The organism is Luteimonas sp. MC1750 (assembly GCF_016615955.1).
In the GTDB taxonomy this organism is placed as follows: Bacteria; Pseudomonadota; Gammaproteobacteria; order Xanthomonadales; family Xanthomonadaceae; genus Luteimonas.
Genome location: NZ_CP067113.1, coordinates 1,466,706 through 1,492,466, shown reverse-complemented (window position 1 = coordinate 1,492,466; position 25,761 = coordinate 1,466,706). Strand labels below are relative to the sequence as shown.

Below are 25,761 nucleotides of genomic sequence, written 5' to 3'. Positions count from 1 at the left end.
TCCCGTCGGGGCGCGCCGGTCCCGCGCGAGTCACTCCGGCGCGAGGGGACGCAGGCCGAATCCCGCCGCCTGCGCGAGCGCCTCGAATCCCGGAAACGACGTGGCGACGTTCGCGACGTCCGCGATCCGCACCTCGCCCGTGGCCATCTGCGCGGCGACGGCAAAGGCCATGGCAATGCGATGGTCCCCACGGCTGTCGACCCGCCCGCCACGCAGCGCGCCGCCTTCGATCACCAGGCCATCCGGTGTCTCGTCCACGCGCGCGCCGAGCGCCTGCAGCCCCGCCGCCATTGCGCTGATGCGGTCGGATTCCTTGACCCGCAGTTCGGCGGCACCCGAGACCCGCGTGCGGCCCCGGGCACAGGCCGCCGCCACCGCGAAGACCGGGAATTCGTCGATCATGTCGGGGACCAGGGCAACCGGCAGGTCGATGCCGCGCAGGGGCGCATGCTGCACGGAGATGTCGGCCACCGGTCCGCACAGCCCTTCGCGGCGTCCGGTCTCGCGGATGTCCGCGCCCATGCCGCGTAGCGCCTCCAACAGCCCCGTGCGTCGCGGGTCGACGCCCACCGCACGCAGCAGCAGCGACGAGCCCGGCACCAGGCAGGCCGCGACGATGAGGAACGCCGCCGAGGAGAAGTCGCCCGGCACCGCGATGTCCCGCGCCACCAGGCGATGTCCGCCGGACAGCCGCGCCTCGCCGGGCGACCAGGCCACCGGCCAGCCGAAGGCGGCGAGCATGCGCTCGGTGTAGTCGCGCGTTGGATGCGGCTCGCGCACGCTGGTCTCGCCGCGGGCATAGAGGCCCGCCAGCAGCACGGCCGACTTCACCTGCGCGCTCGCCACCGGTGATTCGAACCCGATCCCGTGCAGCGCGCGCGGGCCGCTGATCCGCAGCGGCGGCCGCTCGCCGTCGTCGGAGGCGATGTGCGCGCCCATGCGGCGCAGCGGCGACATCACCCGCAGCATCGGCCGCGCGGACAGCGAGGCATCGCCGGCAAGCACGGTGTCGAACGCCTGCCCCGCCAGCAGGCCCGCCAGCAGGCGCATCGCGGTACCGGAATTGCCGCAGTCGAGCACGCCCGCGGGCGCATGCAGGCCGTCGAGTCCGACCCCGTGGACGATGCGGCACGCGGACGACGGCGCTTCGATGCGCACGCCCATCCGCGAGAAGATCGCCGCCGTGGCGCGGGTGTCCTCGCCTTCGAGGAAGCCGTCGATGCGCGAGCAGCCGTCGGCCAGCGCGGCGAACATCACCGCCCGGTGGGAAACCGACTTGTCACCGGGCACTTCGAAGCCGCCCGACAGCGCGCGACCCGGCGATGCCAGCCAGTCCTGGCGCAACCCGTCCTCAGCCATGGCGGCGCTGGAAGTCCTGCATGTGGTCGACCAGCGCCTGCACGCCTTCCAGCGGCATCGGGTTGTAGATCGACGCGCGCATGCCGCCGGTGACCCGGTGGCCCTTCAGTCCGATGAGTCCGGCCTCGCGCGCCTGCGCCAGGAAGGCTTCGTCGAGCGCCGGGTCGTGCAGGAAGAACGGCACGTTCATGCGCGAGCGCACCGCGCGGTCGACCTCGTTGCGGTAGAAGCCGCCGGAGCCGTCGATCGCGGCATACAGCAGCCCGGCCTTGTCGTCGCTGCGGCGTGCAAAGGCCTCGACGCCGCCCTGCTCGAGCATCCAGCGGAAGGTCAGGCCGGCCACGTACCAGTTCCAGGTCGGCGGCGTGTTGAGCATCGAGTCGGCGGCCAGCTGCAGCCGGTAGTCGAAGATGTCGGCACGCGGCTGCCCGGCGCGCGCCAGCAGGTCCCTGCGCACGATCACCACGCCGATGCCCACCGGGCCCAGGTTCTTCTGCGCGCCGGCATAGATGGCACCGAAGCGCGGGATATCGACCGGCTCGGACGCGATGCTGGAGCTGAAGTCGGCGAACAGCGGCACGTCGCCGGTATCGGGGAACGCATGCCCACCCGGCTTCGAAGGACGGAACTCCACGCCGTGGATGGTCTCGTTGGCGGTGACGTGCACGTAGGCCGCGTCCTTCGACAGCTTCCACTGGTCCACCGGCGGGATGCTGCGGTAGCCGTCGGCCTCGCTGCTCGCCGCCACGTTGAGGTCGACGTACGGCGCCGCCTGCCGGGTCGCGGTCGCGCCCCAGTGGCCGGTGAGCACGTAGTCGGCGCGCTGGCCGGGCGCGGCGAAGTTCAGCGGCAGCAGCGCCTGCTGGGTCGTGGCGCCACCGGGGAGGAACAGCACCGCATAGTCGGCCGGAATCGCGAGCAGCTCGCGCAGGTCGGCCTCGGCGCGCGCGGCGATGTCGATGAACTCGGCGCCGCGATGGCTGATCTCGACGATCGAGGCGCCGGCGTCGCCATATTCCAGCATGGTGGCACGCGCTTCGAGCAGCACGGATTCGGGCAGCATCGCGGGGCCGGGGCTGAAATTGTAGGCGCGCGCCATGGCGGATCCTCGGGTCACGGGGGACGATCCAGTATGCCGCAACGCAACACCGGGCATGCACCGGCGGCGCGCGACCGCGCATGCACGGGTCCGCGCGTAGGATGAATCCCCTGCACAGTCCCGCGAGGAATATCCGATGGCCCGCAGCCGCCTTCCGCCCGTGCCGGAGTCCGCGATCACCGGCGAGGCGGTCTACCGCGACCGCCGCCGGTTGCTGAAAGCCCTCGCGCTGGCACCGGCGCTGACGGTCGCCGGCTGCCGAGGCGAGCCACCGCCGCCGGTCGACGTCCCCCGCGCCACGGCCGCCGCGCGCAGCGGAGGCTTCGGCACCGACGAGGCCCGGACCCGCTACGAGGACGCCACCTCGTACAACAACTTCTACGAATTCGGCAGCGGCAAGGCCGATCCCTCGCGTGCGGCGAAGACCCTGGTCACCTCGCCCTGGTCGGTCGCGGTCGGCGGCGCATGCGCGAAGCCCGGCACCGTCCCGCTGGAGACCCTGCTCAAGGGCCTGGTGCCCGAGGAGCGCGTCTACCGGATGCGCTGCGTGGAAGGCTGGTCGATGGTCATTCCCTGGCTGGGCGTGCCGCTGGCCGACGTGCTCAGGCGCTTCGAGCCGACCTCGGACGCGAAGTTCGTCGCCTTCACCACCCTCGCCGACCCGCGCCAGATGCCCGGCATCCGCGCGCCGATCATCGACTGGCCGTATCGCGAAGGGCTGCGCATCGACGAGGCCATGCATCCGCTGACCCTGCTCGCGACCGGCATGTACGGCCGCGCGCTGCCGCAGCAGAACGGCGCGCCGCTGCGCCTGGTCGTGCCCTGGAAGTACGGCTTCAAGGGCATCAAGTCGATCGTGGCCATCGAGTTCCTGCGCAAGGCGCCGCCGACCTCGTGGAACGACATGCAGCCGCGCGAGTACGGCTTCTTCGCCAACGTGAACCCGGCGGTGGACCACCCACGCTGGAGCCAGGCGACCGAGCGCCGCATCGCCGGCGACGCCAACCGCCTGTTCGCCGACCGCATCCCCACCCGGCCGTTCAACGGTTATGCCGACCAGGTCGCCTCGCTTTACCAGGGCATGGACCTTGCGCGCTGGTACTGAGCGGAAGGCTTCCGACGCGTGGGGAATGGCCGTCGCCAAGGCGGTCGTGCACGCGCTGGCGCTCGCGCCGCTCGCCCTGCTCGGCTGGAAGGCCTGGCAGGTCGGAGGCGGCAGTGACATCGACGCGCTCGGCGCGGATCCGGTCGCCGCCATCGAACACGAACTCGGACTGTGGGCGCTGCGGCTGCTGCTGGTGACGCTGGCGATCTCGCCGCTGCGCCAGTGGCTGGGGCGCCCGGAGCTGTTGCGCTTCCGCCGCCTGCTCGGGCTCTGGGCCTTCGCCTATGCCAGCCTGCATTTCAGCGCGTGGCTGGTGCTGGACCTGCGCGGCTGGTGGAGCCAGGTCTTCGTGGAGATCGCCGAGCGGCCCTATATCACCGTCGGCTTCGCGGCATGGCTGCTGCTGCTTCCGCTGGCCGTGACCTCGACCCGCGGATGGATGCGCCGCCTGGGCCGCAACTGGGGCCGCCTGCACCGCCTGGTCTACGCCATCGCGGTGCTCGCGGTGCTGCACTTCTGGTGGGTGGTGAAGTCGGATGTCCGCGAACCGCTGCTGTACGCGGCGATCCTTGCCGTCCTCCTCGGATGGCGCCTGCTCCGCCGGCGCAGCCGGACGACGCGACCGGTCGTCCCCGCGTCAGCCCGTACCGAACAGCAGTAGCAGGGCCAGCAGTCCCGCCAGCAGGGCCGCCGCAAGCACCAGCCACGGCAGGTGCATCACGCCGCGGGTGCGTCCCACGGACGCCTCCGCGCCCGCATCGTCCCCATCGTGGGTCGGCGTAGCCGTGGGTCCGGCCGGCGCCTCGAGCACGAAGCGGTGGTGGGCATCGAACACCACCTGGTCGCCCGGCTTCAGCACCGCGTCGCGCACCGGTTCGCCATTGACCAGGCTGCCGTCGGCCGAGCCGAGGTCGCGCAGCACCACGTCGCCGCGCAGCAGCTCCAGGCGGGCGTGGCGCTCGGCGAAGGCGGGTTCGTCGATGCGGATGTCGGCCTCGTGCGCACGTCCGACCAGGCGCGGCCGCTCGAGCGTGAAACAGCGGCCGTGGTAGCGGCCGCCCACGCCGCGCAGCACGATGCGCACGTCGCCGGGCTCGCCGGTGCTGTCGCCGAAGCCACCCGTGGGCTGCGCCGGTGCCCGCGAGGACACCAGGCGGATGCCGCTGCCATCGACGAAGATCGCGTCGCCGACCCGCAGCATCGCCATGCGCAGCACCGGCCTGCCGTTGACGTGCACGCCACGCGTGCCGTCCGGCACGGTCAGCCACACACCGCGGCGGTCGACGCAGAAATTCACGATCGGCGACGCCTCGACCGGCTCCAGGCCGGCGCCGTCGCGCGACCGGCCCACGCCGTGCACGCCCGCGGAAAGCGGATGGTCGTTGCCAGCGGTGTCGAAGCGCAGCCTGAGGGTGTCCATGCGCGGGGGAATCTATCACGCGCGGGCACTTGGATCGCCGACCCCGCGCCGCCAGAATGGCGTCCCCTTGCATACGGACGCGCCATGGCCGACATCGACATCCAGCACCCGCACCAGCTGCCCCTGCCGGGCGCGCGCGCCGCCGTGCAGCAGGTGGCCGACAAGCTGGTGGAGCGCTTCGGCGTCGAATGCCGCTGGCAGGACGATGCGCTGCACTTCAACCGCACCGGCGTCGATGGCCGCATCGCGCTGCTGCCGGGCGTGGTGCACGTGCAGGCCGAACTGGGCTTCCTGCTCGCGGCCATGCAGGGTCCGATCGAGTCCGAGATCCGGCGGGTGCTGGCCAAGCACTTCGGCTGAACCCGCGGCGCGGCGGGCCGCCTCGGCCGCGCTTGCGTCTATGCTGCGCAACGAAAAGGACATGGGGGAAACGCATGCTGCAATGGCTCCTGGCGATCGTGGCCACGCTGGCGGTGGGCGGTGCCGCGACCTGGTTCGCGCACGGCCCGCTGCGCCGTCGGCACGAGACGGATGCCGGCCTCGCCGCGCTGTCGGCGATGTCCTGGCGTGCCTTCATCGGGATCGTGCTGGAGGCGCTGCGCCGCCGCGGCTACGAACGCGTGGTCGACCGCGAGTCGCCGGCCGGCGACGATGACGACATCCTGGTCCGCGACGGCGGGCAGTGGCTGCTGAGGGTCAAGCATGGCAGCGCCTTCGTGCTGGGCCCGCCTGCGGTGAACGAGCTGGCCGCCACCATGGGCGTGGCCGGCGCGGCCGGCGGGCTGCTGGTCACCCAGGGGCGGATCGACGGCGATGCCCGCCGCGCCGCGCGCGGACAGCCGATCGAGCTGCTGGACGGCAACGCACTGTGGCCGGAGCTGCGCCCGCTGCTGCCGGCGACGGTGGTCGCGCCGATCAGCGAGGCCGCCCGCAAGCGCGCGCGCGAACGCAGCCTTGCCGGCTGGCTGGCGGCGCTGGTCGTCGGGGTCGCGGTGTTCTCGCTGTTGCCGGCAGCCCGTCCGGCATCGCGCACGGGCGGCACCCCCTTGCCGGCCGCGACGGCCCCGCAGGCCGACAACGCGACGGGGACCCGCCCGGCCGGACCGGTGGCCAACCCCGATCCCGCGACCCTCGAACTGCAGCGGCGCGAGCTCGCCGCGGCCGTCGCCACCCTGCCGATGGTGGCCAGGGCGCTCTGGAGCACCGCCTCCACGCTCGAGGTGATCCTGGCCGACTCCGGTGACGATCCGGTGGCCGCGATCTGCCCGCTGGTGGAGCGCTATCCCGCCCTGGCCTCGTCGCGGATCCAGCTCACGCCGCCGCCCGGCAGCGAGCGGCCGGTGCGTTTCCGCCAGTGCCGGAGTTATTGAAGGCAGGCGTCTGTCATGCAGCCGTCACCGCAGCGACATCGTGGAGTCACCACCGCGGGGTGAAATGCCTGCCGCGGCCACCTGCGGGCGTCCACACGCGTCCCGGGCCGGTCGAAAGATCCTCTCCTCCTCTCGCTGGAACGCTCCATTTCGGGCCCCTCCGGGGCCCTTTTTTCGTCGGCTCGCATGGTGCCCCGGGCCCCGTGCGGAACCTGCCGTCATGAAGCTGTCATAAAAACATCATCCAATGTGGGCTTGCCGCATCGCCCTTCGCCCACATCGGAACCTGTCATGACCCTCCCCAAGTTGCGCATCGCTTCGCTCGCCCTCGCTTCGGCGCTGTTCGCCGTGGCCTGCCAGCCCTCGGGCGACGCATCGTCGAACGGCGCCGCGAATGCCGCCGGCGAGCGCGTCGCCAGCCAGGTGTCCGGCGCGGGCGCCTCCTTCATCTATCCGCTGGTCTCGAAGTGGTCGGCCGACTACAACGCGGCCACCGGCCAGCAGGTCAACTACCAGTCCATCGGCTCGGGCGGTGGTATCGCCCAGGTCAAGGCCGGCACCGTCGACTTCGGTTCGAGCGACAAGCCGCTGGCGAGCGAGGAGCTCGCCGAAGCCAACCTTGGCCAGTTCCCCTCCGCGATCGGCGGCGTGGTGCCGGTGGTCAACATCGAAGGCCTCGCGCCCGGCGCGCTGAAGCTGACCGGCCCGCTGCTCGCCGACATCTTCCTGGGCAAGGTCGCCACCTGGAACGCGCCCGAGATCGCCGCGCTCAACCCCGGCCTGGCGCTGCCCGACGGCAAGATCAGCATCGTGCACCGCTCCGACGGTTCGGGCACCAGCTTCAACTTCACCAACTACCTGTCGAAGGTCAGCCCCGACTGGAAGACCAGGGTCGGCGAAGGCACTTCGGTGTCCTGGCCGCTCGGCGTGGGCGGCAAGGGCAACGAGGGCGTCGCGTCCTACGTGCAGCAGATCCAGGGCGCGATCGGCTATGTCGAGCTCGCCTATGCGCTGCAGAACACCATGCCCTACGCCTCGCTGCAGAACGCCGAAGGCCAGTTCGTCGAGCCCAGCGCGGACAGCTTCGCCGCCGCGGCCCGCACCGCCGACTGGGCCTCGGCCACCGACTTCAACCTGGTGATCACCAACGCACCGGGCGCGGACTCCTGGCCGATCACCGCCACCAACTTCATGCTGATGCCCAAGCAGCCCAAGGATCCGGCGCGCAGCCGGGCCGCGCTGGAGTTCTTCAAGTGGGCGTTCGAGGACGGCCAGGCGCAGGCCAGCGAGCTGCACTACGTCCCGCTGCCCGCCGAGCTCGTCCAGCAGGTCGAAGCCTACTGGGCCACCGAGTTCCAGCACGGCCAGTAAGGCCGGACAGGCTCGTGCCCGCCGCATGCGCGGCGGGCTTCCTCCATCCCCCGGACGCCGATGAACGTGACCGCCCTGCCCGCCCCCGCATCCGGCCGCCGCGACGTCAACGACGCGCGCGCCGACCGCTGGTTCCGCTACGCCCTGGTCGGCACGGTGGCCTTCGTGCTGATCGCACTCGCCAGCGCGATGCTGTCGATGCTCTGGGGCGGCCGCGAGGCGCTGCAGTCGCAGGGCCTGTCGTTCTTCATGTCGGCCGAATGGAATCCGGTCGAGAACCGCTACGGCGCGCTGGCGCCGATCTACGGCACCGTGGTCACCGCGATCATCGCCATGCTGCTGGCGGTGCCCGTGAGCTTCGGCATCGCGGTCTTCCTGACCGAGGTCGCGCCGCGCTGGATGCGCGGCCCGGTGGGTGCGGCGATCGAACTGCTGGCCGGCATCCCGTCGATCATCTACGGCATGTGGGGCCTGTTCGTGCTGGTGCCGGTGATGACCCGCTCGGTCACGCCCTGGCTCAACGAGCACCTGGGCACGATTCCCGGCCTCGGCATCCTGTTCCAGGGCCCACCGCTGGGCATCGGCGTCCTTACCGCTGGCCTGGTCCTGGCGATCATGGTCGTGCCCTTCATCTCGTCGGTGATGCGCGAGGTCTTCCTGACCGTGCCCACCCGCCTGAAGGAGTCGGCCTATGCGCTCGGCGCGACGCGCTGGGAGGTCTGCTGGGACGTCGTGCTGCCCTACACGCGCTCGGCGGTGATCGGCGGGGTGTTCCTCGGCCTCGGTCGCGCGCTGGGCGAGACCATGGCGGTCGCCTTCGTGGTCGGCAACAGCGTGCGCCTGACACCGTCGCTGCTCGAGCCGGGTACGACGATCGCCGCCCTGATCGCCAACGACTTCGGCGAAGCCACCGAGACCTACCGCTCGGCGCTGCTGCTGCTCGGCTTCGTGCTGTTCATCGTGACCTTCGTGGTGCTGGCGCTGGCGCGGCTGATGCTTTCGCGCCTGGCGCGCCGGGAGGGCAACTGATGTCCGCCGCCGCCATCGACCGGCTGTACCTGCGCCGGCGGATCACCAACGTCATCGCCCTCTCGCTGTCCTGCGTGGCCGCGGTGGTGGGCCTGTTGTTCCTCGCCTGGATCCTGTGGACGCTGGTGTCCAAGGGCATCTCCGGCATCAACTGGCAGCTGTTCACCCAGGACACACCGCCGCCGATGGCCGAGGGCGGCCTGCGCAACGCGCTGTTCGGCTCGGCGGTGATGTGCGGCCTGGCGATCCTGATCGGCGCGCCGCTCGGCGTGGCCGCCGGCACCTGGCTGGCCGAGTACGGCGCCGCCAGCCGCACGGCGACGGTGGTGCGCTTCGTCAACGACATCCTGCTGTCGGCGCCGTCCATCGTGCTCGGCCTGTTCGTCTACACCCTGCTGGTGATGCACGGCGGCGGCAACTTCTCCGCCGTCGCCGGCGCGGTGGCACTGGCCTTCATCGTGCTGCCGGTGGTCCTGCGCACAACCGACGAGATGCTGCGGCTGGTGCCGACGCAGATGCGCGAGGCCGCCCTGTCGCTGGGCGTGCCGCAGTGGAAGGTGATCGTGCAGGTGCTGTACCGCAGCGCTTCGGCGGGCATCGTCACCGGCATCCTGCTGTCGCTCGCGCGCATCAGCGGCGAGACCGCGCCGCTGCTGTTCACCGCGTTCGGCAACCTGTACTGGAACAGCGACATCGGCCAACCCATGGCCAGCGTGCCGGTGGTGATGTACCAGTTCGCCGGCAGCCCCTACGAGAGCTGGCAGCAGCTGGCCTGGGCCGGCGCGCTGGTGCTCACCACCTTCGTCTTCCTGATCAGCCTTGGCGCACGTGCCCTGCTGCTGCGCAATCGTGTGACCCATGACTGACTCGACCCATTCCTGGACCCTTCCGATGAACGACGCACCCGCCGCCGCAGCCACCGAGTACGGTCGCGCCACGCTGACCACCGCCATGCCGCGCCGCACCACGACCGGGCCGGCACCGGTGAAGCTGTCGGTGCGCGGACTGGATTTCCACTACGGCAAGTTCCAGGCGATCCACGGCGTGGCCATGGACATCCCCGAAAAGCGCGTCACCGCCCTGATCGGCCCGTCCGGCTGCGGCAAGTCGACCCTGCTGCGGATCTTCAACCGGATCTACGCGCTGTACCCGGGCCAGGTGGCGAGCGGCAGCATCCTGCTCGACGGCGAGGACATCCTGTCGCCGAAGTACCCGATGAACCGCCTGCGCTCCAAGGTCGGCATGGTGTTCCAGAAGCCGGTGCCGTTCCCGATGACGATCTACGAGAACATCGCCTACGCCATCCGCCACCACGAGAAGCTGTCCAAGGCCGAGATGGACGTGCGCGTCGAGGCGGCGCTGCGCCAGGGCGCGATCTGGGACGAGGTCAAGGACAAGCTGGGCCAGAGCGCGCTGGGCCTGTCCGGCGGCCAGCAGCAGCGCCTGTGCATCGCCCGCGCCGTGGCGCTGAAGCCCGAGGTGCTGCTGCTCGACGAGCCCACCTCGGCGCTGGACCCGATCTCGACCAGCCGCATCGAGCAGCTGATCGAGGAACTGAAAGTCGACTACACGATCGTCATCGTGACCCACAACATGCAGCAGGCCGCGCGCGTCTCCGACTACACCGCCTTCATGTACCTCGGCGACCTGATCGAACACGATTCGACCGAGACCATCTTCTCCAATCCCTCGAAGCAGCAGACCGAGGACTACATCACCGGACGGTTCGGATGAACAACATTCCCAATGACCATATCGTCCGCAGCCACGACGAAGAGCGCCAGCGCCTGATCGCCGAGATCCTGCGCATGGGCGAGCTCGCCGTGGCCCAGCTCGAGGCTGCGCTGGACGTGGTGGAGCGTCGCGACGACCGCGCCGCCGGCCATATCGTCGCCAACGACGAGGCCATCGACGCCCTGGAACGCGAAGTCAGCCACGACGCCATGAAGCTGTCGCTGCGCGGCCCGCTGGCGCGCGACCTGCGCGAGATCCTGGCCGCGCTGCGCATCGTGTCCGACATCGAGCGCATCGGCGACTATGCCGCCAACATCGCCAAGCGCTCGATCGCGCTCAACCAGGCGCCGGCGCTGCCGGTGGCGCGCGGGCTGAAGCACGTGGGCGAGCTGGCCGTGCGCCAGGTGCGCGACGTGCTGGCGGCGTATGCGGCCCATGACCCGGAGACCGCGCAGGCGGTCCGCGACCGCGACGCCGAACTCGACGCCGAGTACACCCGGCTGTTCCGCGAGCTGCTGACCTACATGATGGAGGACGCGCGCGCGATCACCGGCTGCACCCACCTGCTGTTCATGGCCAAGAACCTCGAGCGAATCGGCGACCACGCCACCAACATCGCCGAGAACATCTGGTTCATGGTTCGCGGCGAGGACAACCTGCCGCCGCGCGAGAAGGCGGACGGCACCAACACCACGACCTGAGGCCCGGCCCCGCGGCGTCGACGCCGCGTGAACGGTGCTGCTGCATACTGGCGCCCCCGCGGCCCGAGCCGCCCCCGAGGATCGCCAAGATGTCGAAGTCAACCGCCAAGCCCGTCGCCCTGGCCGTGGCCACCGCCCTCGGCGGCATCGCGCTTTCGGGCGCAGCCTTCTCGATGGCGCCGCTCGCCGGCGGCTACATGCTCGCCGCGCAGGACGCCGCCACCGCCGACGTGCCGGTCGCCGCCAAGGATGCCGAGGGCCGCTGCGGCATGGACCGCGCCGACAGCGATGGCGACGGCCGCATCTCCGCCGAGGAATTCGCCACCGCCCATCCCGAGAAGGATCCGTCCTACTTCGCCGGCATCGATGCCAACGGCGACGGCTTCGTCGACAAGGCCGAGCACGATGCCCACCACGCAGCCAGCAAGGCTTCGGGCGACCACGCCGACAAGGCCGCGCAGGAAGGCAAGTGTGGTGAAGGCAAGTGCGGGGGCTCCGGCACCTGCGGCGGCGCCGCCTGAGGCGATGAAGGACGTGGCGCGCAGCCTGCCGCGCCACGGCCAGTCACGACCGTGACTCCACTGCCGCCACGCGCAGTGGGCCTGGGCCTGCGGCGGGCCCTGCTTGGTGACCTGCGCGCGGCGCCCGCGGGGCGCTTCGACTTCCTCGAGGCGGCGCCGGAAAACTGGATCGGCGTCGGCGGCGCGCCGGGCGAGGCCTTCGCCGAACTCGCCTCGAAGCATCCGCTCGCCTGCCACGGACTGTCGCTTTCGCTGGGCGGCCCGGCGGCGCTCGACGACACCTTCCTGGTCAGGCTGCGGCGCTTCCTCGACGACCACGGCGCCGCGGTCTACAGCGAACACCTCAGCGCCTGCGGCGACAGCCTGGGCCACCTCTACGACCTGCTGCCCCTGCCCTTCAGCGATGAAGCGGTGCACCACGTGTCCGCGCGCATCCGCCAGGCGCAGGACGCGCTGGGGCGCAGGATCGCGGTGGAGAACATCTCCTACTACGCCACGGTGCCGGGCGCCGCTGGCGAGGCGCCGCCGCTGACCGAGCTCGAGTTCGTCAACGCCGTGCTCGCCGAAGCCGACTGCGACCTGTTGCTCGACGTCAACAACATCATCGTCAACGCCACCAACCACGGCTACGACGCCAGCACCTTCCTGCGCGGCCTGCCGGGCGCGCGCGTGGCCTACATCCACGTCGCCGGGCACCGCGACGAGGCCCCCGACCTGAAGATCGATACCCACGGGGCGGCAGTGTCGGATCCGGTCTGGGCGCTGCTGGCCGAGGCCTACGCCCTGCTCGGGCCGCGCCCGACCCTGCTCGAACGCGACTTCGATTTCCCGCCGTTCGACGAATTGCTGGGCGAACTCGACGTGGTGCGCGGCCACCTGGCCGGCGCGCCGGCACGCAGCCTGGCGGCCTGAGATGCACGCGGAGCAGGAGGCATTCGCCGCGCACATCCGCGACCCCGACCGGCATCCGTCGCCGCCCGGCGTCGATCCGCGCCGCATGCAGGTCTACCGCGACCTGTTCTTCAACAATGTCTCCCGGCTGCTGGCCGGCAACTTCCCGGTGATCCGCCGCATCCGCGGGGATGCCTGGCCGGCGATGGTGCGCCGGTTCTACCGCGACCACGGCTGTCGCACTCCGCTGTTCCCGGAGATTCCGCGGGAATTCCTGCGCTGGCTCGAAGACAGCGACGGCCACGAGCCCTGGCTCGCCGAGCTGGCGCATTACGAATGGGTCGAGCTGGCCCTGCAGGTCAGCGAGGCCACGGCGGACGACGTCGCGCATGACCGCCTGGACGCGCCAGGCCTCGACGTGGCCGCCGCGCTGCTGGATGGCCGCCCCCTGCTCTCGCCACTGGCCTGGCCGCTGGCCTATGCCTGGCCGGTTCAGCGCATCGGTCCCGATTTCCTGCCCGAGGCCCCGCCCGCCGCGCCGACCCTGCTGCTGCTCCACCGCGCCGAGGATGGCCGCGTGCGCTTCCACGCACCCAGCCCGCTGGCCTGGCGGCTGCTGCAGCGCCTGGACGAGGCGGGCGAGCTCGGCGGGCGCGCGCAGCTCGAGGCCCTGGCCGCGGAGGCGGGCGTTGCCGCCGATGCCGGCTTCCTCCAGCAGGGCGCTGCGATGCTGCTGCGCTGGCACCGGGACGGCATCGTTCCCGGTATCCGGCGCTGAGCCCGGACTGGACCGGCACCACGCTCGGCTAGACTAGCGCCGGTGACCAGTCCGCTCCCGCCCCCGGCCCCCGAGGCCACGCCCGCCTTCGCGCCGATGTCCGCCCGCTTCCGCGGCTACCTGCCGGTGGTCGTGGACGTGGAAACCGGCGGCTTCGACTGGAACCGGCACGCGCTGCTGGAAATCGCGGTGCTGCCGATCGACCTCGACGCCGAGGGCCGCTACGTGGCTGGCGAGGGCGCAAGCGCGCACCTGGTCCCGGCACCTGGCACCGAGATCGACCCGAAGTCGCTGCAGATCACCGGCATCGACCTCGATCATCCCTTCCGCTTCGCCAAGGCGGAGAAGGACGCGCTGGAACACGTGTTCACCGCGGTGCGCACCGCGGTGAAGAAGCATGGCTGCCAGCGCGCGATCCTGGTCGGGCACAACGCGCACTTCGACCTCAACTTCCTCAACGCCGCGGTCGCGCGCAGCGGCCACAAGCGCAACCCCTTCCATCCCTTCAGCGTGTTCGACACGGTGACCATGGCCGGCCTGGCCTATGGCCAGACCGTACTCGCCCGCGCCGTGCAGGCCGCGGGCCTGGACTGGAACAGCGAAGACGCCCACTCGGCCGTCTACGACACCGAGCGCACCGCCCAGCTCTTCTGCATCATCGCCAACGCCATGGGCCGGCACGCGGCGCCGCCGACATCGCCTTGAGGCGAACACGTTCTTGAAAAGCTTTGCCACGGATCACGCGGATTACGCGGATTCACGCGGATAAGGCGAAGAACATCCAGCGGCATGGAAGCCCCCCGGCGAACGGCGAATGCCACTGACTGTCTTCGCCTTCGCCTTCGCCTTCGCCGTTCGCCTGGAAGCTCTTCCGCCGAATCGTTCCTGCTCTATCCGCGTAAATCCGCGTAATCCGCGTCATCCGTGGCAAAGAGCTCTTGCCCCCACGCCCGGCTACGTCGTCAGAGGCGCTGGCGCACGGCTTCGAACAGGCAGATGCCCGCCGCCACCGAGACGTTGAGACTCTCGACGCCGGCTTCGACGGCACCTGGCATCGGCAGGGCAACCAGCTGGTCGCAGTGCTCGCGGGTGAGCCGGCGCAGGCCTTCGGCCTCGCCGCCCAGGACCAGGGCGACGTTTCCGCGCAGGTCGACGGCGTACAGCGAGGCGGTGGAATCGCCGGCCAGGCCATAGATCCACACGCCCTGCTTCTGCAGCTCGCGCAGGCTGCGCGACAGGTTGGTGACGCGCACCACCGGGATCGCATCGGCGGCGCCGGCCGACGTCTTGCGCACCGTGGCGTTGACCTGCACGGCCTTGTCCTTGGGGATCACGACCGCGGTCACGCCGGCCGCCGCGGCGCTGCGCAGGCAGGCGCCGAGGTTGTGCGGATCCTGCACGCCGTCCAGCACCAGCAGCAGCGCACGGCCCTCCGCCGCCTCCACGAGGCCCTGGAGGTCGTCCTCGTCATGCGTCTTCGCCGCGGCATAGCGGGCGACCGCGCCCTGGTGGCGCAGGCCGCCCGCGACGCCGTCCAGCGCCTGCTGCGACACCCGCCTCACCTCGATGCCGCGACGCCGCGCATCCTCCTCGATCGCGGAAATGCGCGGGTTCTTCGCGCCCGCTTCGAGCAGGATCTCGCGCACGTTGTCGGCGTCGTGCTCGACGGCCGAACCGACGGCATTGATGCCGACGATCCACTGGTTCTGCTTGTTGCCCATCGGACCCTCTTGGTCAGTGCTTCTGCTTGCCGCGCTTCGCGGAAGGTCCGCGGGCCGCCGGCGGCCTGGTCTCGCCCTTCGCGTGCTGGCCGTCCTCGACCAGGCGGAAGTCGATCTTGAGCTCCTCCACGCTGGCCTTCAGCACCACGATCCGTACCTGGTCACCCAGCCGGTGCTCGCGCCCGGAGCGCTGGCCGGTCAGGGTCTTGCGGATGGGATCGAACTGGTAGAAGTCGTTGGGCAGCTGGGTCACGTGCACCAGGCCATTGACCTTCGATTCGGCCAGCTCCACGAACAGGCCGAAGCTGGTGACGCCGCTGACCACGCCGTCGAACTCGCGGCCCACGTGCTCTTCCATCCACGCCGCGCGGTAGCGCTCGTCGACCTCGCGCTGGGCCTCGTCGGCGCGGCGCGAGCGTTCGGAACACTGCAGCGACAGCGTCGCCATCTCGTGCGCGGAATAGGTGTAGGTGGCGGCGCGGCCGCCGGTGAGCGCGTGCTTGATCGCGCGATGCACCAGCAGGTCGGCATAGCGGCGGATCGGCGAGGTGAAGTGCGCATAGGCTTCCAGCGCCAGGCCGAAGTGCCCGATGTTGTCCGGCGCGTACACCGCCAGCGACTGGCTGCGCAGCAGCACCGATTCCAGCAGCGCCGCGTCGGGGCGCTCGCGGACCGTCTCCAGCAGCTTGCGGAAATCCTTGGGCCGGACCTTGGCCCACGGCGGCAGGCGCAGCTGGAACTCCTTCAGGAACTCCAGCAGGTCGGCGTACTTGCCTTCCGGCGGGCGGTCGTGGTCGCGGAACGGCGCCGGGACGCCGACTTCCAGCAGCGCGTGCGCGGCCGCGACGTTGGCCGAGATCATGCACTCCTCGATCAGCTTGTGGGCATCGTTGCGCTGGATCATCCCGGCCTGGGTGACTTCGCCCTGCGGGCCGAGCACGAAGCGCACTTCCGAGGTTTCGAAGTCGATCGCGCCGCGCTGGGCGCGTGCCTTCTCGAACACCTTGTAGAGCTGGTGCAGCTGGCGGACCTGCTGCATCTGCGGACCGATGAAGGCCTGCGCCGCATCGCGGTCGGCCTCCGGCACGCCATCGCCCACCGCGTTCCACACCTGGGTATAGGTCAGGCGCGCATGCGAATGCATCACCGCCTCGTGGAACGCGTACGACACCACGTGGCCGCGGCGGTCCACCTGCATGTCGCAGGCGAAGCACAGCCGGTCGACCCTGGGCTTCAGCGAGCAGATGCCGTTGGACAGCGTCTCCGGCAGCATCGGCACGACGAAGCCGGGGAAATACACCGAAGTCGCGCGCTTCTGCGCCTCCACGTCCAGCGGCTCGGACGGGCGCACGTAGTGCGAGACGTCGGCAATGGCCACGATCAGGCGGAAGCCGTCGCGGTTGGGCTCGCAGTACACGGCGTCGTCGAAATCCTTCGCGTCCTCGCCGTCGATGGTCACCAGCGGCAGCTTGCGCAGGTCGAGGCGGCCCGGGACCTCCGCCGCCTGCACGTCCACCGGCACGGCCGCCGCCGCATCCAGCACTTCGGCGGGGAACTCGTGCGGGATGTCGTGGCCATGGATCGCGGCCTCGACCGCGATCGAGGCGGTCAGCCGGTCACCCAGCACCGCCAGCACGCGTCCGATCGGCGGCCGGTGGTTGTCGGGCGGGGTCACGATCTCGCACACGACGAGCTGGCCGTCGCGCGCGTCCAGGCGCGCATCGGTCGGGACCTGCACGTTGCGCTGGATGCGGCGGTCGTCCGGCACCACGTAGCTGATGCCGGAGTCGAGCGTGAACCGTCCGATCAGGCGCGTGACGCGGCGCTCCAGCACTTCGACGATCGAACCCTCGCGACGGCCGCGGCGGTCGACGCCGGTGACGCTGCCGAGCACGCGATCGCCATGCATGACCTTGCGCATCTCGAACGGCGGCAGGAACAGGTCGTCGCCGACGCCGCTCTCGGGGCGCAGGAAGCCGAAGCCCTCGGGGTTGGCGATGATCGTGCCCGGCACCAGGTCGGCGCGCGCGGCCGGCACGAAGCCGCCGCGGCGGTTCTTCAGCACCTGGCCGTCGCGCAGCATCGCGGCCATGCGCTTGTCGAGCGCAGCGGCCTGGTCGGGGTCGTCGAGTCCCAGCACCTGCTGCACGCGCTCCGCGTCGAGCGGGCCGTCGGCGTCCGACAGCACCTGCAGGATCGCCTCGCGGCTGGGGATCGGGTTCTCGTAGCGGCCTGCCTCGCGGGCGGCCTGCGGATCCACGAAGCCCGCGCCGGCACGGCCGCGCGATGCGGCACGCGGGGCCGGGGGCGTGGTGCGGGCAGCGGGCGCTGCAACATCCGTCGCGCCCGCGGGCCGGACGGAAGCCGGCGCCGCATCCGTGGGATCGCGCGGCTTCATCGCGCGCAGCAGTCCTGGATCGGGCATCCAGGCCGGCGGCGCGGCGCCGCCCCTGGGCTTGCCGCCGACCGCGGCGGGCCTGGCGGTCTTCTTCGCGGCGGGCGGGCTGCCCTTGCGTGCCTTGCTGGTGGTGGTCCCGTCCGCGCCCGCCTTAGCGGCATTCCTGTTGCGGCCGGAGCCGCCCTTGCCTGTGGTTTTCGTCATCAGGCGATTGTACGCGTGCGTCGTGGCGGTCCGTGCACGTCAACCGTTGACAGACTCGTCGATGCGCTGCACCATACGCGCCCACCTGCCCAGGTGGCGGAATTGGTAGACGCACTAGTTTCAGGTACTAGCGGGTAAAACCGTGGAGGTTCGAGTCCTCTCCTGGGCACCAGCTACAGCAGAAAACCCGCGCTCCGGCGCGGGTTTTTTGTTTTCCGCGCGATCAGCTGCGCTCGCGTGCCGCGAACGGCAACGCGTTGTGCATGTGGGTCGCGGCGATCGCGGCCTGCCCCACCGCGACCGAGATCTGGTTCAGCCCGCTGACCACGTCGCCGATGGCATAGAGCCCCGGCAGCCGCGTCTGCTGGTCGCGGTCGACGATGATCTCGCCGGTGTCATCGAGCTCCGCACCGGCGGCGCGGGCCAGCCCCGCACAGGTGTCGAAGCCGAGGTAGGCATAGACCGTGTCGAAGGCGACCGGCTCGGCCCCGGGCGTGGTCCACGTGCAGCGCCGTCCGTCGAAGCCCAGGCGTCCGCCTGCCGGCAGCCAGCTCGCACCGGCATCGCGCGATGCGTTGCCCGTCTCGCCGCCGTCGCCGGCGTCAAGCGGAAGCACATGGATGGACGGCGAGTAGCTGCGCAGGAACAGGGCGTGGCTGCCCACGGCTTCGCTGGGCCCGAGCACGCCGATCGACAGGTCGCTGGCCTCGTAGGCGTCGCAGATCGAACACAGCCGGAGCGCGTGGCAGGCCACCGCGGCCTCCACCCAGGGTTCGTCCGGCAGGCGGTCGCGCACGCCGGTCGCAAGGATCACGCGCCGCGCCTGCCAGCTGCGTCCATCCGCACGCACCTCGAACCCGTCGCCGTGCGGGGCGATGGCGTCCACCGTGGCCTCCTCGATCGGCACGTCCACGGTCGCCGCCTGCTCGCGCATGCGCCGCAGCAGGCCGTCGCCCGAAACGCCCTGCGGGAAGCCGGGGCAATTGTTGCTTTCCGGGATCCACCGCGCGCGGCTGTCGCCGGCGTCGATGAGCAGGCACGCGCGATGGAAGCGCCGGAGGTAGGTGGCGGCGGTCAGCCCGGCCGGCCCGCCGCCCACGATGATGACGTCGATCATCCGGCGGTATCGGGTTCGGGCGGCGCCTTGCGCTGGGTGCCGCCTTCGTGGCGCGGCATCGGATCCTTGCGCGTGGGCGAGAAGGCATTGCGGTCGCCGCTGCCGTGCGGATATTCGCGCCGCTCGCGCTCGGGCGGCGTCGGGTCGGGCGATGGCTGCCCGGGCGAGGCCTGGTCCGGCGGGGGCGGATCGCGGTGCGGGTCGCGGGACATGGCGCATCTCCTGGATCGCGCGCGGGGCGGCGCGGCGATCCGGACACTGCGGCCGATGGCGGCAAGGCCGCGTGATCGCAGTCGCCGTCCGTTGCGACGCGGTCGGGTTTCATCGCCAGATCACCGCGCGCCCGTAGCGTGCCGCCATGGCCACCACCCCCGACCCCGGCGCCGCCGACGCGCAATCCGCCGAATCCCTCGAAGCCGCCGACGCCGGGCTGCTCTACGTCAGCGACCAGGACCCGGGCATCCGCCGCCTGCGCTGCGGGCGGGGCTTCCGCTACTGCGATCCCGAGGGCAAGGCGGTACGTGACGCGGCCACGCTCGAGCGGATCCGCGCCTTGGCCATCCCGCCGGCCTATCGCGACGTGTGGATCTGCCGCTCCGGGCGCGGACACCTGCAGGCGACGGGACGCGACGCGCGCGGGCGCAAGCAGTACCGCTACCACGCGCACTGGCGCAGCAGTCGCGACACGGGCAAGTTCGATCGCCTGCCCGGCTTCGCCGAGGCGCTGCCGCGCCTGCGCCGGGCCCTGCGCAACGACCTGGCCCTGCCGGGCTTCCCGCGCGAGAAGGTGCTGGCCCTGGTCGTGGCGACCATGGCGGCGACCCTGGTGCGCGTGGGCAACGACGCGTACGCGCGCGCGAACCGCTCCTATGGCCTCACCACCCTGCGCAGCCACCACGCGCGTTTTCCCCGCGGCGCGCTGCGCTTGCAGTTCACCGGCAAGGGCGGCAAGCGGCACGACGTGGAGGTCGACGACCGCCGCCTGGCGCGGATGCTGCGCGCGATGCACCAGCTGCCGGGGCAGCGCCTGTTCCAGTACACCGGCGAGGATGGCGAACCGCACCCGGTCGACTCCAGCATGGTCAACGCCTACCTGCGCGAGCGCATGGGCGCGGACTTCACCGCCAAGGACTTCCGCACCTGGGGCGCCACGCTGCAGGCCTTCCGGCTGCTGGCCGCGGCTCCGCCGCCCGCGGACGCCAGCGGACGCGCGCTGGCGGCGATCCAGCAGCAGGTGCTGGGCGACGTGTCCGGGCTGCTCGGCAACACGGTGGCGGTGTGCCGCAAATCCTACGTCGATCCCTGCGTGTTCGAAGGCTGGGAGGACGGCAGCCTGGCCCGCGCTGCCCGTCGCGCCCGCGGCCCCCGCCAGTGGGAAGAGGCGGCACGCCGCTACCTGGTCCGCGCCCATGCAGGCACGCGCGCGCCGGTCACGCGGCGGCAACGGAGCCGGCGCTAAGAACAGGGCATCCCAGAACCGCGAGGCCCGCCATGAGCCGTGACAGGAAAGACCTCCCCGAAGACCACGCCACGCGGGACGAGAGTCCCGGCGAACGCCGCGAGCGCAAGCAGAAGGAGAGCGAGAACCAGGACGAGGCGCTGGAGGAAACCTTCCCCGCCAGCGACCCTGTGTCGCCCTTCGTTCCGGCCAAGGCGCCCGACTGAGCGTGGCCACCGGCGCCCCGCCCGCGCTGCTGGTGATCGACATGATCGGGCTGCTCGACTTCCCGGGTGCCGATCGCGTGGCGCCGTCGGCCCTGCGCGCCGCCCGCGGCGTACGGACCCTGCGCGACCGGTTCCACCGGCGTGGCTGGCCGGTGGCCTACGTCAACGACAACTTCGCCCGCTGGCAGTCGGATTTCCGCGAGCTGGTCGCGATGGCTTCGGCGAGCCCCGGCCCCGCGCAGGCGATCGCCGGCCTGCTGGAGCCGACGCCGAAGGACTACTTCGTCCTGAAGCCCAAGCACTCCGCCTTCCTCGACACCGCCCTGTCGGTCCTGCTGGCCAAGCTGGGCGTGCGCCGCCTGCTGCTGGCCGGCATGGCGCTGGAGTCCTGCGTTCTGGCGACCGCGATCGACGCCAATGCACGCGAGTACGAGGTCGCGGTGGTGCGCGAGGCCGTCGCCGGCCAGCCGCCGCTGCGGGCCGCGGCGTTCAAGGTGCTCGCGGGATCGAAGGCCGCCGACGTGGTCGCGCTCGACCGCGCCGTGGCGTGGGCCGCGCGGCCCGCACGCCGAGCACGCCCGGGAGGAGTGGCCCGGTAGAATGCCGGGTTCCCACGCCACCGCAGTCCCGATGAACGACCCCGTCCGCACCGTCTTCCACGGCTTCGAGCAGATCCCCCTTCGCGAGTACGCCGAGCGCGCCTATCTCGACTATTCGATGTACGTGGTGCTCGACCGTGCCCTGCCCTTCATCGGCGACGGGCTCAAGCCGGTGCAGCGGCGGATCATCTATGCGATGAGCGAGCTGGGCCTCGGCGCGGCGTCCAAGCCGAAGAAGTCCGCACGCACCGTCGGCGACGTGATCGGCAAGTTCCACCCGCACGGCGACAGCGCCTGCTACGAAGCCCTGGTGCTGATGGCGCAGCCCTTCAGCTACCGCTATCCGCTGATCGAAGGCCAGGGCAACTTCGGCTCGCCCGACGACCCGAAGTCGTTCGCGGCGATGCGCTACACCGAGTCCAAGCTGACGCCGATCGCGGAGGTCCTGCTGGGCGAACTGGCGCACGGTACCGTGGACTGGGCGCCGAACTTCGACGGCACGCTCGAGGAGCCGACCTGGCTGCCGGCGCGCCTGCCGCACCTGCTGCTCAACGGCACCACCGGCATCGCGGTGGGCATGGCCACCGACGTGCCGCCGCACAACCTCAACGAGATCGTCAGCGCCTGCGTGCGGCTGCTGGACGATCCCGACGCCACCGTCGCCGACCTCTGCGAACACGTGCGCGGACCGGACTACCCGACCACGGCCGAGATCATCACCCCGGTCGCCGACCTGCGCGCGATCTACGAGACCGGCCACGGCAGCGTGCGCGCCCGCGCGACCTTCCTGAAGGAAGCGGCCAACATCGTCATTACCGCCCTGCCCTACCAGGTCAGCCCGGGCAAGGTGATCGAGCAGATCGCCGCGCAGATGCGCGCCAAGAAGCTGCCGTGGCTGGAGGACATCCGCGACGAGTCCGACCACGCCAACCCGGTGCGCGTGGTGCTGGTGCCGCGCTCGAACCGCGTCGACGCCGACCAGCTGATGGGCCATCTGTTCGCGACCACGGACCTCGAGAAGAGCTTCCGGGTCAACCTCAACATCATCGGCCTGGATGGCCGGCCCCAGGTCAAGAACCTGCGCAGCCTGCTGCTGGAATGGCTGGGTTTCCGCGCGGACACCGTCACCCGCCGCCTGCAGCACCGGCTGGACAAGGTCGAGCGCCGCCTGCACCTGCTCGAAGGCCTGCTGGTCGCCTTCCTCAACCTGGACGAAGTGATCCGCATCATCCGCAGCGAGGACGAGCCGCGGCCGGTGCTGCAGGCCCGCTTCGGGCTCAGCGACGACCAGGTCGACTACATCCTCGACACCCGGCTGCGCCAGCTGGCGCGGCTGGAAGAGATGAAGATCCGCGGCGAGCAGGACGCGCTGGCGGCGGAGCGCGACGGCCTGGTCGCGACGCTCGGCAGCAAGGCCAGGCTGCGCAAGCTGATCAAGGACGAGCTGCTGGCCGACGCCAAGGCCTTCGGCGACGCACGCCGCTCGCCCCTGGTCGCGCGCGGCGCGGCCCAGGCGCTGGCCGAGACGGACCTGGTGGCCAGCGAGCCGGTCACGATCGTGCTCAGCCAGAAGGGCTGGGTGCGCGCGGCCAAGGGCCACGACGTCGACGCCTCGACCATGTCCTACCGCGAGGGCGACGCCCTGCTCGGCGCGGTGCGCGGGCGCAGCACCCAGCAGGTGGCCTTCCTCGACTCGACCGGGCGTGCGTATTCCACGCTGGCGCATGGCCTGCCCTCGGCGCGCGGCAACGGCGAGCCGCTGACCGGGCGCTTCTCGCCGGCGGCCGGCGCCAGCTTCGTGGCCATGGCCAGCGGCGAGCCGGACGCGCGGTTCACCATCGCGTCCTCGGCCGGCTACGGCTTCGTCACCCGCTTCGAGAACCTGACCAGCCGGCAGAAGGCCGGCAAGACCATGCTGAGCCTGCCCGAGGGCGCGCGCGTGCTGCAGCCCTCGGCCGTGGCCAGCCTTGCGTCCGACCGCATCGTGGCGGTGACCAGCGCCGGCCACCTGCTGGCCTTCCCGGTCTCGGAGCTGCCCGAGCTGGAGCGCGGCAAGGGCAACAAGATCATCGAGATCCCCAAGGCCAAGCGCGGCACCGAGCGCGTGGTCGCGGTGGCCGCGGTACCGGACGGCGGCAGCCTGCTGGTGCATTCCGGCGCGCGCACCATGACCCTGGCCTGGCGCGATCTGGAGGCCTACCTGGGGGCCCGGGGCAGCCGCGGCGGACTGCTGCCGCGCGGCTGGCAGAAGGTCGAGGGGCTGTCGGTCGAATAAGGCCGCATGATGGCGGCGACCTCGGGGAGGGGTGTGCCGATGGTGAAGTGGTTCGCCCGCATCGCGGGACTTCTGGTGGCGCTGGCCCTGGTGCTGGCGCTGCTGGCCTGGTGGGCGCTGCGCGGCAGCCTGCCGCAGCTTGACGGCCATGCCGCGTTCGCCGGCCTGTCGGCGCCGGCAGACGTCTCGCGCGACGCGCTTGGCGTGGTGACCGTCGATGCGGCCAATGGCCTGGACGCCGTCCGCGCACTCGGCTACGTGCACGCCCAGGAGCGCGCCTTCGAGATGGACCTGATGCGCCGGTCGCCAGCCGGCGAGCTGGCCGCGCTGTTCGGCCCGGCCGCGCTGGACGTCGACCGCCGCCACCGCGTCCACCGCATGCGCGCCCGCGCACGCGCCGAGGTCGCCGCCGCACCGGAGGCCGAGCGCAGGTTGCTGCTGGCCTATGCCGACGGCGTGAACGCCGGGATGTCCGCGCTGCGCACGCGGCCCTGGCCCTACCTGCTGCTGCGCGCCACGCCCGAACCCTGGATGCCCGAGGACTCGGTGCTGGTCGGGCATGCGATGTACTTCGACCTGCAGGACGCCGGCAACGCGCGCGAACTGGCGCTGTGGAAAGCCCGGCCGCACCTGCCCGACGCACTGTACGCGCTGGTGGCCCACGCGGGGTCGGACTGGGATGCGCCGCTGGTGGGCCGCGCCATCGGCGACGCGGTCCTGCCCGGGGCGGACGTCGTCGACCTGCGTACGCTGCCCACGCCCGACGGCGAGCCGCAGGCCGGAGCGCCGCCTGCCGAGCCACCCGCGGTCGGAAGCAACAATTTCGCCGTGGCCGGCACGCTGACCGCGCACGGCTCGGCCCTGGTCGCCGACGACATGCACCTCGGCCTGCGCGCCCCCGGGATCTGGTTCCGGGCGCGGCTGCGCCACCCCGACCCGCGGGCGCCGGGCGGCCAGGTCGACGTGTCCGGATTCACCCTGCCCGGGCTGCCCGCGGTGATCGTCGGCAGCAACGGACACGTGGCCTGGGGCTTCACCAACAGCTATGGCGACTACCTCGACTGGGCGCTCGAGACGCCGTGCGACGGGCCGGCCAGCGACACCTGCACGCCGCTCGCGCGCCACCGCGAACGCATCGACGTGGCAGGCGGCGAGCCCGAAGACCTGGAGGTCGAGGAATCGTCCTGGGGACCGGTCCTCCATCGCCTGGCCGACGGCCGTGTGCTGACGCTGCGCTGGACCGCCCACCTGCCCGGTGCGATCAACCTGGGCCTGGCCGGCATGGCGCGCGTCCCGGACATCGAACGCGCCCTGCTGCTGGCGCGCGACATCGCGCTCCCGAACCAGAACCTGGTCATCGGCGACAGCGCCGGCCGCATCGCGTGGCGCCTGCTGGGACCGGTTCCGCTGCGCGCGGCGGGCTGCGATCCGACGGCGCCGATCGAGCCCGCGGCGAGCGACTGCCCGCCATGGACGATGGGCACCCGCCACGGCCCGACCGTGGCATCGCCGACCGCCGATCGCATCTGGACCGCCAATGCGCGGGTGGTGGACGGGGCCGCCCTGGCGACCATCGGCGACGGTGGCTACGCGCTGGGCGCGCGCGGCGCGCAGATCCGCGACGCACTGCGCGCACGCGAGCGATTCGACGAACGCGACCTGCTGGCGATCCAGCTCGACGATCGCGCCCTGTTCCTCGAGCGCTGGCACGCACTGATGCTTGAACGCGCGCGCGGCGGGGATCTCCCCGCCCTGCGTGCGCTCGCGGATGCCTCCGACGACTGGAGCGGCCACGCGTCCATCGAGTCCACGGGCTATCGGCTGGTGCGGGCCTGGCGGGTCGAGGTCAACGCGCGGATCGCGGAGGGCCTGCTGGCGCCGGCGCGCGCGGCGCTGGGCGAGGACTTCGAAATGCCGCCGCTGGCACAGCTGGAAGGCGTGGCCTGGCCGCTGGTCTCGCAGCGTCCTGGGCACCTGCTGCCGCGTCGACATGCGAGCTGGGACGCGCTGTTCGAGGAGGCCGCCGCCGCCGTGCGCGACGACCTCGCAGGCCAGGGGCCGCTGGGCGAACGCAGCTGGGGGGAAGCCAATACCGCGCGCATCTGCCATCCGCTGGCGCAGGTGCTGCCGGGCGCCCTGCGCGGCGCGCTGTGCATGCCGGCGGATCCGCTGCCGGGCGACGCCCACATGCCGCGCGTGCAGGCGCCGGCCATGGGCGCCTCGCAGCGCATGATCGTTGCGCCGGGCCGCGAGGCCGAGGGCATCATCCACCAGCCCGGCGGACAGAGCGGGCATCCGCTGTCGCCGTTCTGGGGCGCCGGCCACGCGGACTGGGTCCAGGGGCGGCCGTCGCCATTCCTTCCCGGCGACACGCTGCATACGCTCGCGCTCGGGAACTGAGCCG

At 71.6% G+C, this 25,761-nt stretch carries 24 protein-coding genes, 1 tRNA gene and 1 pseudogene; 19 read left to right on the top strand and 7 right to left on the bottom strand.

Annotated features, from left to right (window positions below):
• Positions 1 to 30 precede the first annotated feature (30 nt).
• Positions 31 to 1,419: pseudogene (gene aroA, locus JGR68_RS06985) on the bottom strand (3-phosphoshikimate 1-carboxyvinyltransferase); the annotation flags it as partial.
• Positions 1,352 to 2,458: a 3-phosphoserine/phosphohydroxythreonine transaminase gene (gene serC, locus JGR68_RS06980; RefSeq protein WP_199362141.1), complete on the bottom strand. Its 1,107-nt coding sequence runs from the start codon at positions 2,456 to 2,458 to the stop codon at positions 1,352 to 1,354. The pseudogene aroA and the gene serC, both read right to left, overlap by 68 nt.
• Before the next feature lie 136 nt (positions 2,459 to 2,594).
• Between serC and msrP the strand changes: the two genes are divergently transcribed.
• Together msrP and JGR68_RS06970 are read left to right on the top strand one after the other, a co-directional pair.
• Positions 2,595 to 3,563 (top strand): protein-methionine-sulfoxide reductase catalytic subunit MsrP, encoded by a 969-nt coding sequence (msrP, locus tag JGR68_RS06975; protein WP_199362142.1) that lies wholly within the window; start codon positions 2,595 to 2,597, stop codon positions 3,561 to 3,563.
• Positions 3,564 to 3,588: 25 nt separating this feature from the next.
• Positions 3,589 to 4,224, top strand: a complete 636-nt coding sequence (locus JGR68_RS06970; protein WP_199362143.1) for a protein-methionine-sulfoxide reductase heme-binding subunit MsrQ — start codon at positions 3,589 to 3,591, stop codon at positions 4,222 to 4,224.
• Here JGR68_RS06970 and JGR68_RS06965 read toward each other — a convergent pair.
• Complete coding sequence (locus JGR68_RS06965; protein ID WP_199362144.1) at positions 4,201 to 4,983, bottom strand: FHA domain-containing protein; 783 nt, start codon at positions 4,981 to 4,983, stop codon at positions 4,201 to 4,203. The two genes, JGR68_RS06970 and JGR68_RS06965, sit on opposite strands and share 24 nt — an antisense overlap.
• Before the next feature lie 84 nt (positions 4,984 to 5,067).
• On the opposite strand from JGR68_RS06965, the gene JGR68_RS06960 reads away from it, so the two are divergent.
• The 11 genes from JGR68_RS06960 to rnt all read left to right on the top strand — a co-directional run bounded on the left by JGR68_RS06960 (position 5,068) and on the right by rnt (position 14,083).
• Positions 5,068 to 5,343 carry a polyhydroxyalkanoic acid system family protein gene (locus tag JGR68_RS06960; RefSeq protein WP_199362145.1) on the top strand — a complete coding sequence of 92 codons (276 nt, stop codon included), beginning with the start codon at positions 5,068 to 5,070 and terminating at the stop codon, positions 5,341 to 5,343.
• A 74-nt stretch (positions 5,344 to 5,417) separates the two neighbouring features.
• Positions 5,418 to 6,353 carry a restriction endonuclease gene (locus JGR68_RS06955; RefSeq protein WP_199362146.1) on the top strand — a complete coding sequence of 312 codons (936 nt, stop codon included), beginning with the start codon at positions 5,418 to 5,420 and terminating at the stop codon, positions 6,351 to 6,353.
• Positions 6,354 to 6,644: 291 nt separating this feature from the next.
• Positions 6,645 to 7,724, top strand: coding sequence for a phosphate ABC transporter substrate-binding protein PstS (gene pstS, locus JGR68_RS06950; protein WP_199362147.1), 1,080 nt, complete (start codon positions 6,645 to 6,647; stop codon positions 7,722 to 7,724).
• 60 nt (positions 7,725 to 7,784) lie between these two features.
• Positions 7,785 to 8,753, top strand: a complete 969-nt coding sequence (gene pstC / locus JGR68_RS06945) for a phosphate ABC transporter permease subunit PstC (RefSeq protein WP_199362148.1) — start codon at positions 7,785 to 7,787, stop codon at positions 8,751 to 8,753.
• Positions 8,753 to 9,619, top strand: coding sequence for a phosphate ABC transporter permease PstA (pstA, locus tag JGR68_RS06940; RefSeq protein WP_199362149.1), 867 nt, complete (start codon positions 8,753 to 8,755; stop codon positions 9,617 to 9,619). The genes pstC and pstA overlap by 1 nt, the downstream gene beginning before the upstream one ends.
• Before the next feature lie 85 nt (positions 9,620 to 9,704).
• Entirely contained in the window at positions 9,705 to 10,487 is a 783-nt protein-coding gene (gene pstB / locus JGR68_RS06935; protein WP_199362266.1) for a phosphate ABC transporter ATP-binding protein PstB, read from the top strand.
• Entirely contained in the window at positions 10,484 to 11,188 is a 705-nt protein-coding gene (gene phoU, locus JGR68_RS06930; protein ID WP_199362150.1) for a phosphate signaling complex protein PhoU, read from the top strand. Before pstB ends, phoU begins: the two co-directional genes overlap by 4 nt.
• 89 nt (positions 11,189 to 11,277) lie before the next feature.
• Entirely contained in the window at positions 11,278 to 11,709 is a 432-nt protein-coding gene (locus JGR68_RS06925) for a hypothetical protein (RefSeq protein ID WP_199362151.1), read from the top strand.
• A gap of 51 nt (positions 11,710 to 11,760) precedes the next feature.
• A complete protein-coding gene (locus tag JGR68_RS06920) occupies positions 11,761 to 12,621 on the top strand; it encodes a DUF692 domain-containing protein (protein WP_234446617.1) in 861 nt (286 codons plus the stop codon).
• Position 12,622: 1 nt separating this feature from the next.
• On the top strand, positions 12,623 to 13,378 hold the full coding sequence (locus JGR68_RS06915; protein WP_199362152.1) for a putative DNA-binding domain-containing protein: 756 nt from the start codon (positions 12,623 to 12,625) through the stop codon (positions 13,376 to 13,378).
• Positions 13,379 to 13,474: 96 nt separating this feature from the next.
• Entirely contained in the window at positions 13,475 to 14,083 is a 609-nt protein-coding gene (gene rnt, locus JGR68_RS06910; RefSeq protein WP_199362268.1) for a ribonuclease T, read from the top strand.
• 257 nt (positions 14,084 to 14,340) lie between these two features.
• Here rnt and rlmB read toward each other — a convergent pair whose 3' ends face one another.
• Positions 14,341 to 15,099, bottom strand: a complete 759-nt coding sequence (rlmB, locus tag JGR68_RS06905; protein WP_199362153.1) for a 23S rRNA (guanosine(2251)-2'-O)-methyltransferase RlmB — start codon at positions 15,097 to 15,099, stop codon at positions 14,341 to 14,343.
• 13 nt (positions 15,100 to 15,112) lie between these two features.
• Complete coding sequence (rnr, locus tag JGR68_RS06900; protein ID WP_199362154.1) at positions 15,113 to 17,701, bottom strand: ribonuclease R; 2,589 nt, start codon at positions 17,699 to 17,701, stop codon at positions 15,113 to 15,115.
• Positions 17,702 to 17,788: 87 nt separating this feature from the next.
• Here rnr and JGR68_RS06895 point away from each other — a divergent pair.
• A tRNA-Leu gene (locus JGR68_RS06895) sits at positions 17,789 to 17,873 on the top strand.
• A gap of 51 nt (positions 17,874 to 17,924) precedes the next feature.
• Here the strand turns inward: JGR68_RS06895 and JGR68_RS06890 are convergent.
• Both JGR68_RS06890 and JGR68_RS06885 read right to left on the bottom strand, forming a co-directional pair.
• Positions 17,925 to 18,818, bottom strand: a complete 894-nt coding sequence (locus JGR68_RS06890) for an NAD(P)/FAD-dependent oxidoreductase (RefSeq protein WP_199362155.1) — start codon at positions 18,816 to 18,818, stop codon at positions 17,925 to 17,927.
• Positions 18,815 to 19,030, bottom strand: coding sequence for a hypothetical protein (locus JGR68_RS06885; protein WP_199362156.1), 216 nt, complete (start codon positions 19,028 to 19,030; stop codon positions 18,815 to 18,817). Before JGR68_RS06885 ends, JGR68_RS06890 begins: the two co-directional genes overlap by 4 nt.
• Before the next feature lie 146 nt (positions 19,031 to 19,176).
• Here JGR68_RS06885 and JGR68_RS06880 point away from each other — a divergent pair, with 146 nt between their 5' ends.
• From JGR68_RS06880 to JGR68_RS06860, 5 genes are read left to right on the top strand one after another with little or no spacing between them, the layout of a single operon-like run.
• The gene (locus tag JGR68_RS06880) at positions 19,177 to 20,277 is read left to right on the top strand and encodes a DNA topoisomerase IB (protein ID WP_199362157.1); all 1,101 of its coding nucleotides are present in this window, start codon (positions 19,177 to 19,179) and stop codon (positions 20,275 to 20,277) included.
• Positions 20,278 to 20,309: 32 nt separating this feature from the next.
• Entirely contained in the window at positions 20,310 to 20,483 is a 174-nt protein-coding gene (locus JGR68_RS06875) for a hypothetical protein (protein WP_199362158.1), read from the top strand.
• Between the two features lie 2 nt (positions 20,484 to 20,485).
• A complete protein-coding gene (locus JGR68_RS06870) occupies positions 20,486 to 21,082 on the top strand; it encodes an isochorismatase family cysteine hydrolase (RefSeq protein WP_255531895.1) in 597 nt (198 codons plus the stop codon).
• A gap of 31 nt (positions 21,083 to 21,113) precedes the next feature.
• Entirely contained in the window at positions 21,114 to 23,357 is a 2,244-nt protein-coding gene (parC, locus tag JGR68_RS06865; protein WP_199362159.1) for a DNA topoisomerase IV subunit A, read from the top strand.
• A 39-nt stretch (positions 23,358 to 23,396) separates the two neighbouring features.
• Positions 23,397 to 25,757 carry a penicillin acylase family protein gene (locus JGR68_RS06860; RefSeq protein ID WP_199362160.1) on the top strand — a complete coding sequence of 787 codons (2,361 nt, stop codon included), beginning with the start codon at positions 23,397 to 23,399 and terminating at the stop codon, positions 25,755 to 25,757.
• Positions 25,758 to 25,761: the final 4 nt, after the last annotated feature.

Bases quoted from the DNA above. Each gene is read 5' to 3' on its own strand.
- serC (WP_199362141.1), bottom strand. From the start codon at position 2,458: ATGGCGCGCGCCTACAATTTCAGCCCCGGCCCCGCGATGCTGCCCGAA.
- msrP (WP_199362142.1), top strand. From the start codon at position 2,595: ATGGCCCGCAGCCGCCTTCCGCCCGTGCCGGAGTCCGCGATCACCGGC.
- JGR68_RS06970 (WP_199362143.1), top strand. From the start codon at position 3,589: ATGGCCGTCGCCAAGGCGGTCGTGCACGCGCTGGCGCTCGCGCCGCTC.
- JGR68_RS06965 (WP_199362144.1), bottom strand. From the start codon at position 4,983: ATGGACACCCTCAGGCTGCGCTTCGACACCGCTGGCAACGACCATCCG.
- JGR68_RS06960 (WP_199362145.1), top strand. From the start codon at position 5,068: ATGGCCGACATCGACATCCAGCACCCGCACCAGCTGCCCCTGCCGGGC.
- JGR68_RS06955 (WP_199362146.1), top strand. From the start codon at position 5,418: ATGCTGCAATGGCTCCTGGCGATCGTGGCCACGCTGGCGGTGGGCGGT.
- pstS (WP_199362147.1), top strand. From the start codon at position 6,645: ATGACCCTCCCCAAGTTGCGCATCGCTTCGCTCGCCCTCGCTTCGGCG.
- pstC (WP_199362148.1), top strand. From the start codon at position 7,785: ATGAACGTGACCGCCCTGCCCGCCCCCGCATCCGGCCGCCGCGACGTC.
- pstA (WP_199362149.1), top strand. From the start codon at position 8,753: ATGTCCGCCGCCGCCATCGACCGGCTGTACCTGCGCCGGCGGATCACC.
- pstB (WP_199362266.1), top strand. From the start codon at position 9,705: ATGCCGCGCCGCACCACGACCGGGCCGGCACCGGTGAAGCTGTCGGTG.
- phoU (WP_199362150.1), top strand. From the start codon at position 10,484: ATGAACAACATTCCCAATGACCATATCGTCCGCAGCCACGACGAAGAG.
- JGR68_RS06925 (WP_199362151.1), top strand. From the start codon at position 11,278: ATGTCGAAGTCAACCGCCAAGCCCGTCGCCCTGGCCGTGGCCACCGCC.
- JGR68_RS06915 (WP_199362152.1), top strand. From the start codon at position 12,623: ATGCACGCGGAGCAGGAGGCATTCGCCGCGCACATCCGCGACCCCGAC.
- rnt (WP_199362268.1), top strand. From the start codon at position 13,475: ATGTCCGCCCGCTTCCGCGGCTACCTGCCGGTGGTCGTGGACGTGGAA.
- rlmB (WP_199362153.1), bottom strand. From the start codon at position 15,099: ATGGGCAACAAGCAGAACCAGTGGATCGTCGGCATCAATGCCGTCGGT.
- rnr (WP_199362154.1), bottom strand. From the start codon at position 17,701: ATGACGAAAACCACAGGCAAGGGCGGCTCCGGCCGCAACAGGAATGCC.
- JGR68_RS06890 (WP_199362155.1), bottom strand. From the start codon at position 18,818: ATGATCGACGTCATCATCGTGGGCGGCGGGCCGGCCGGGCTGACCGCC.
- JGR68_RS06885 (WP_199362156.1), bottom strand. From the start codon at position 19,030: ATGTCCCGCGACCCGCACCGCGATCCGCCCCCGCCGGACCAGGCCTCG.
- JGR68_RS06880 (WP_199362157.1), top strand. From the start codon at position 19,177: ATGGCCACCACCCCCGACCCCGGCGCCGCCGACGCGCAATCCGCCGAA.
- JGR68_RS06875 (WP_199362158.1), top strand. From the start codon at position 20,310: ATGAGCCGTGACAGGAAAGACCTCCCCGAAGACCACGCCACGCGGGAC.
- parC (WP_199362159.1), top strand. From the start codon at position 21,114: ATGAACGACCCCGTCCGCACCGTCTTCCACGGCTTCGAGCAGATCCCC.
- JGR68_RS06860 (WP_199362160.1), top strand. From the start codon at position 23,397: ATGGTGAAGTGGTTCGCCCGCATCGCGGGACTTCTGGTGGCGCTGGCC.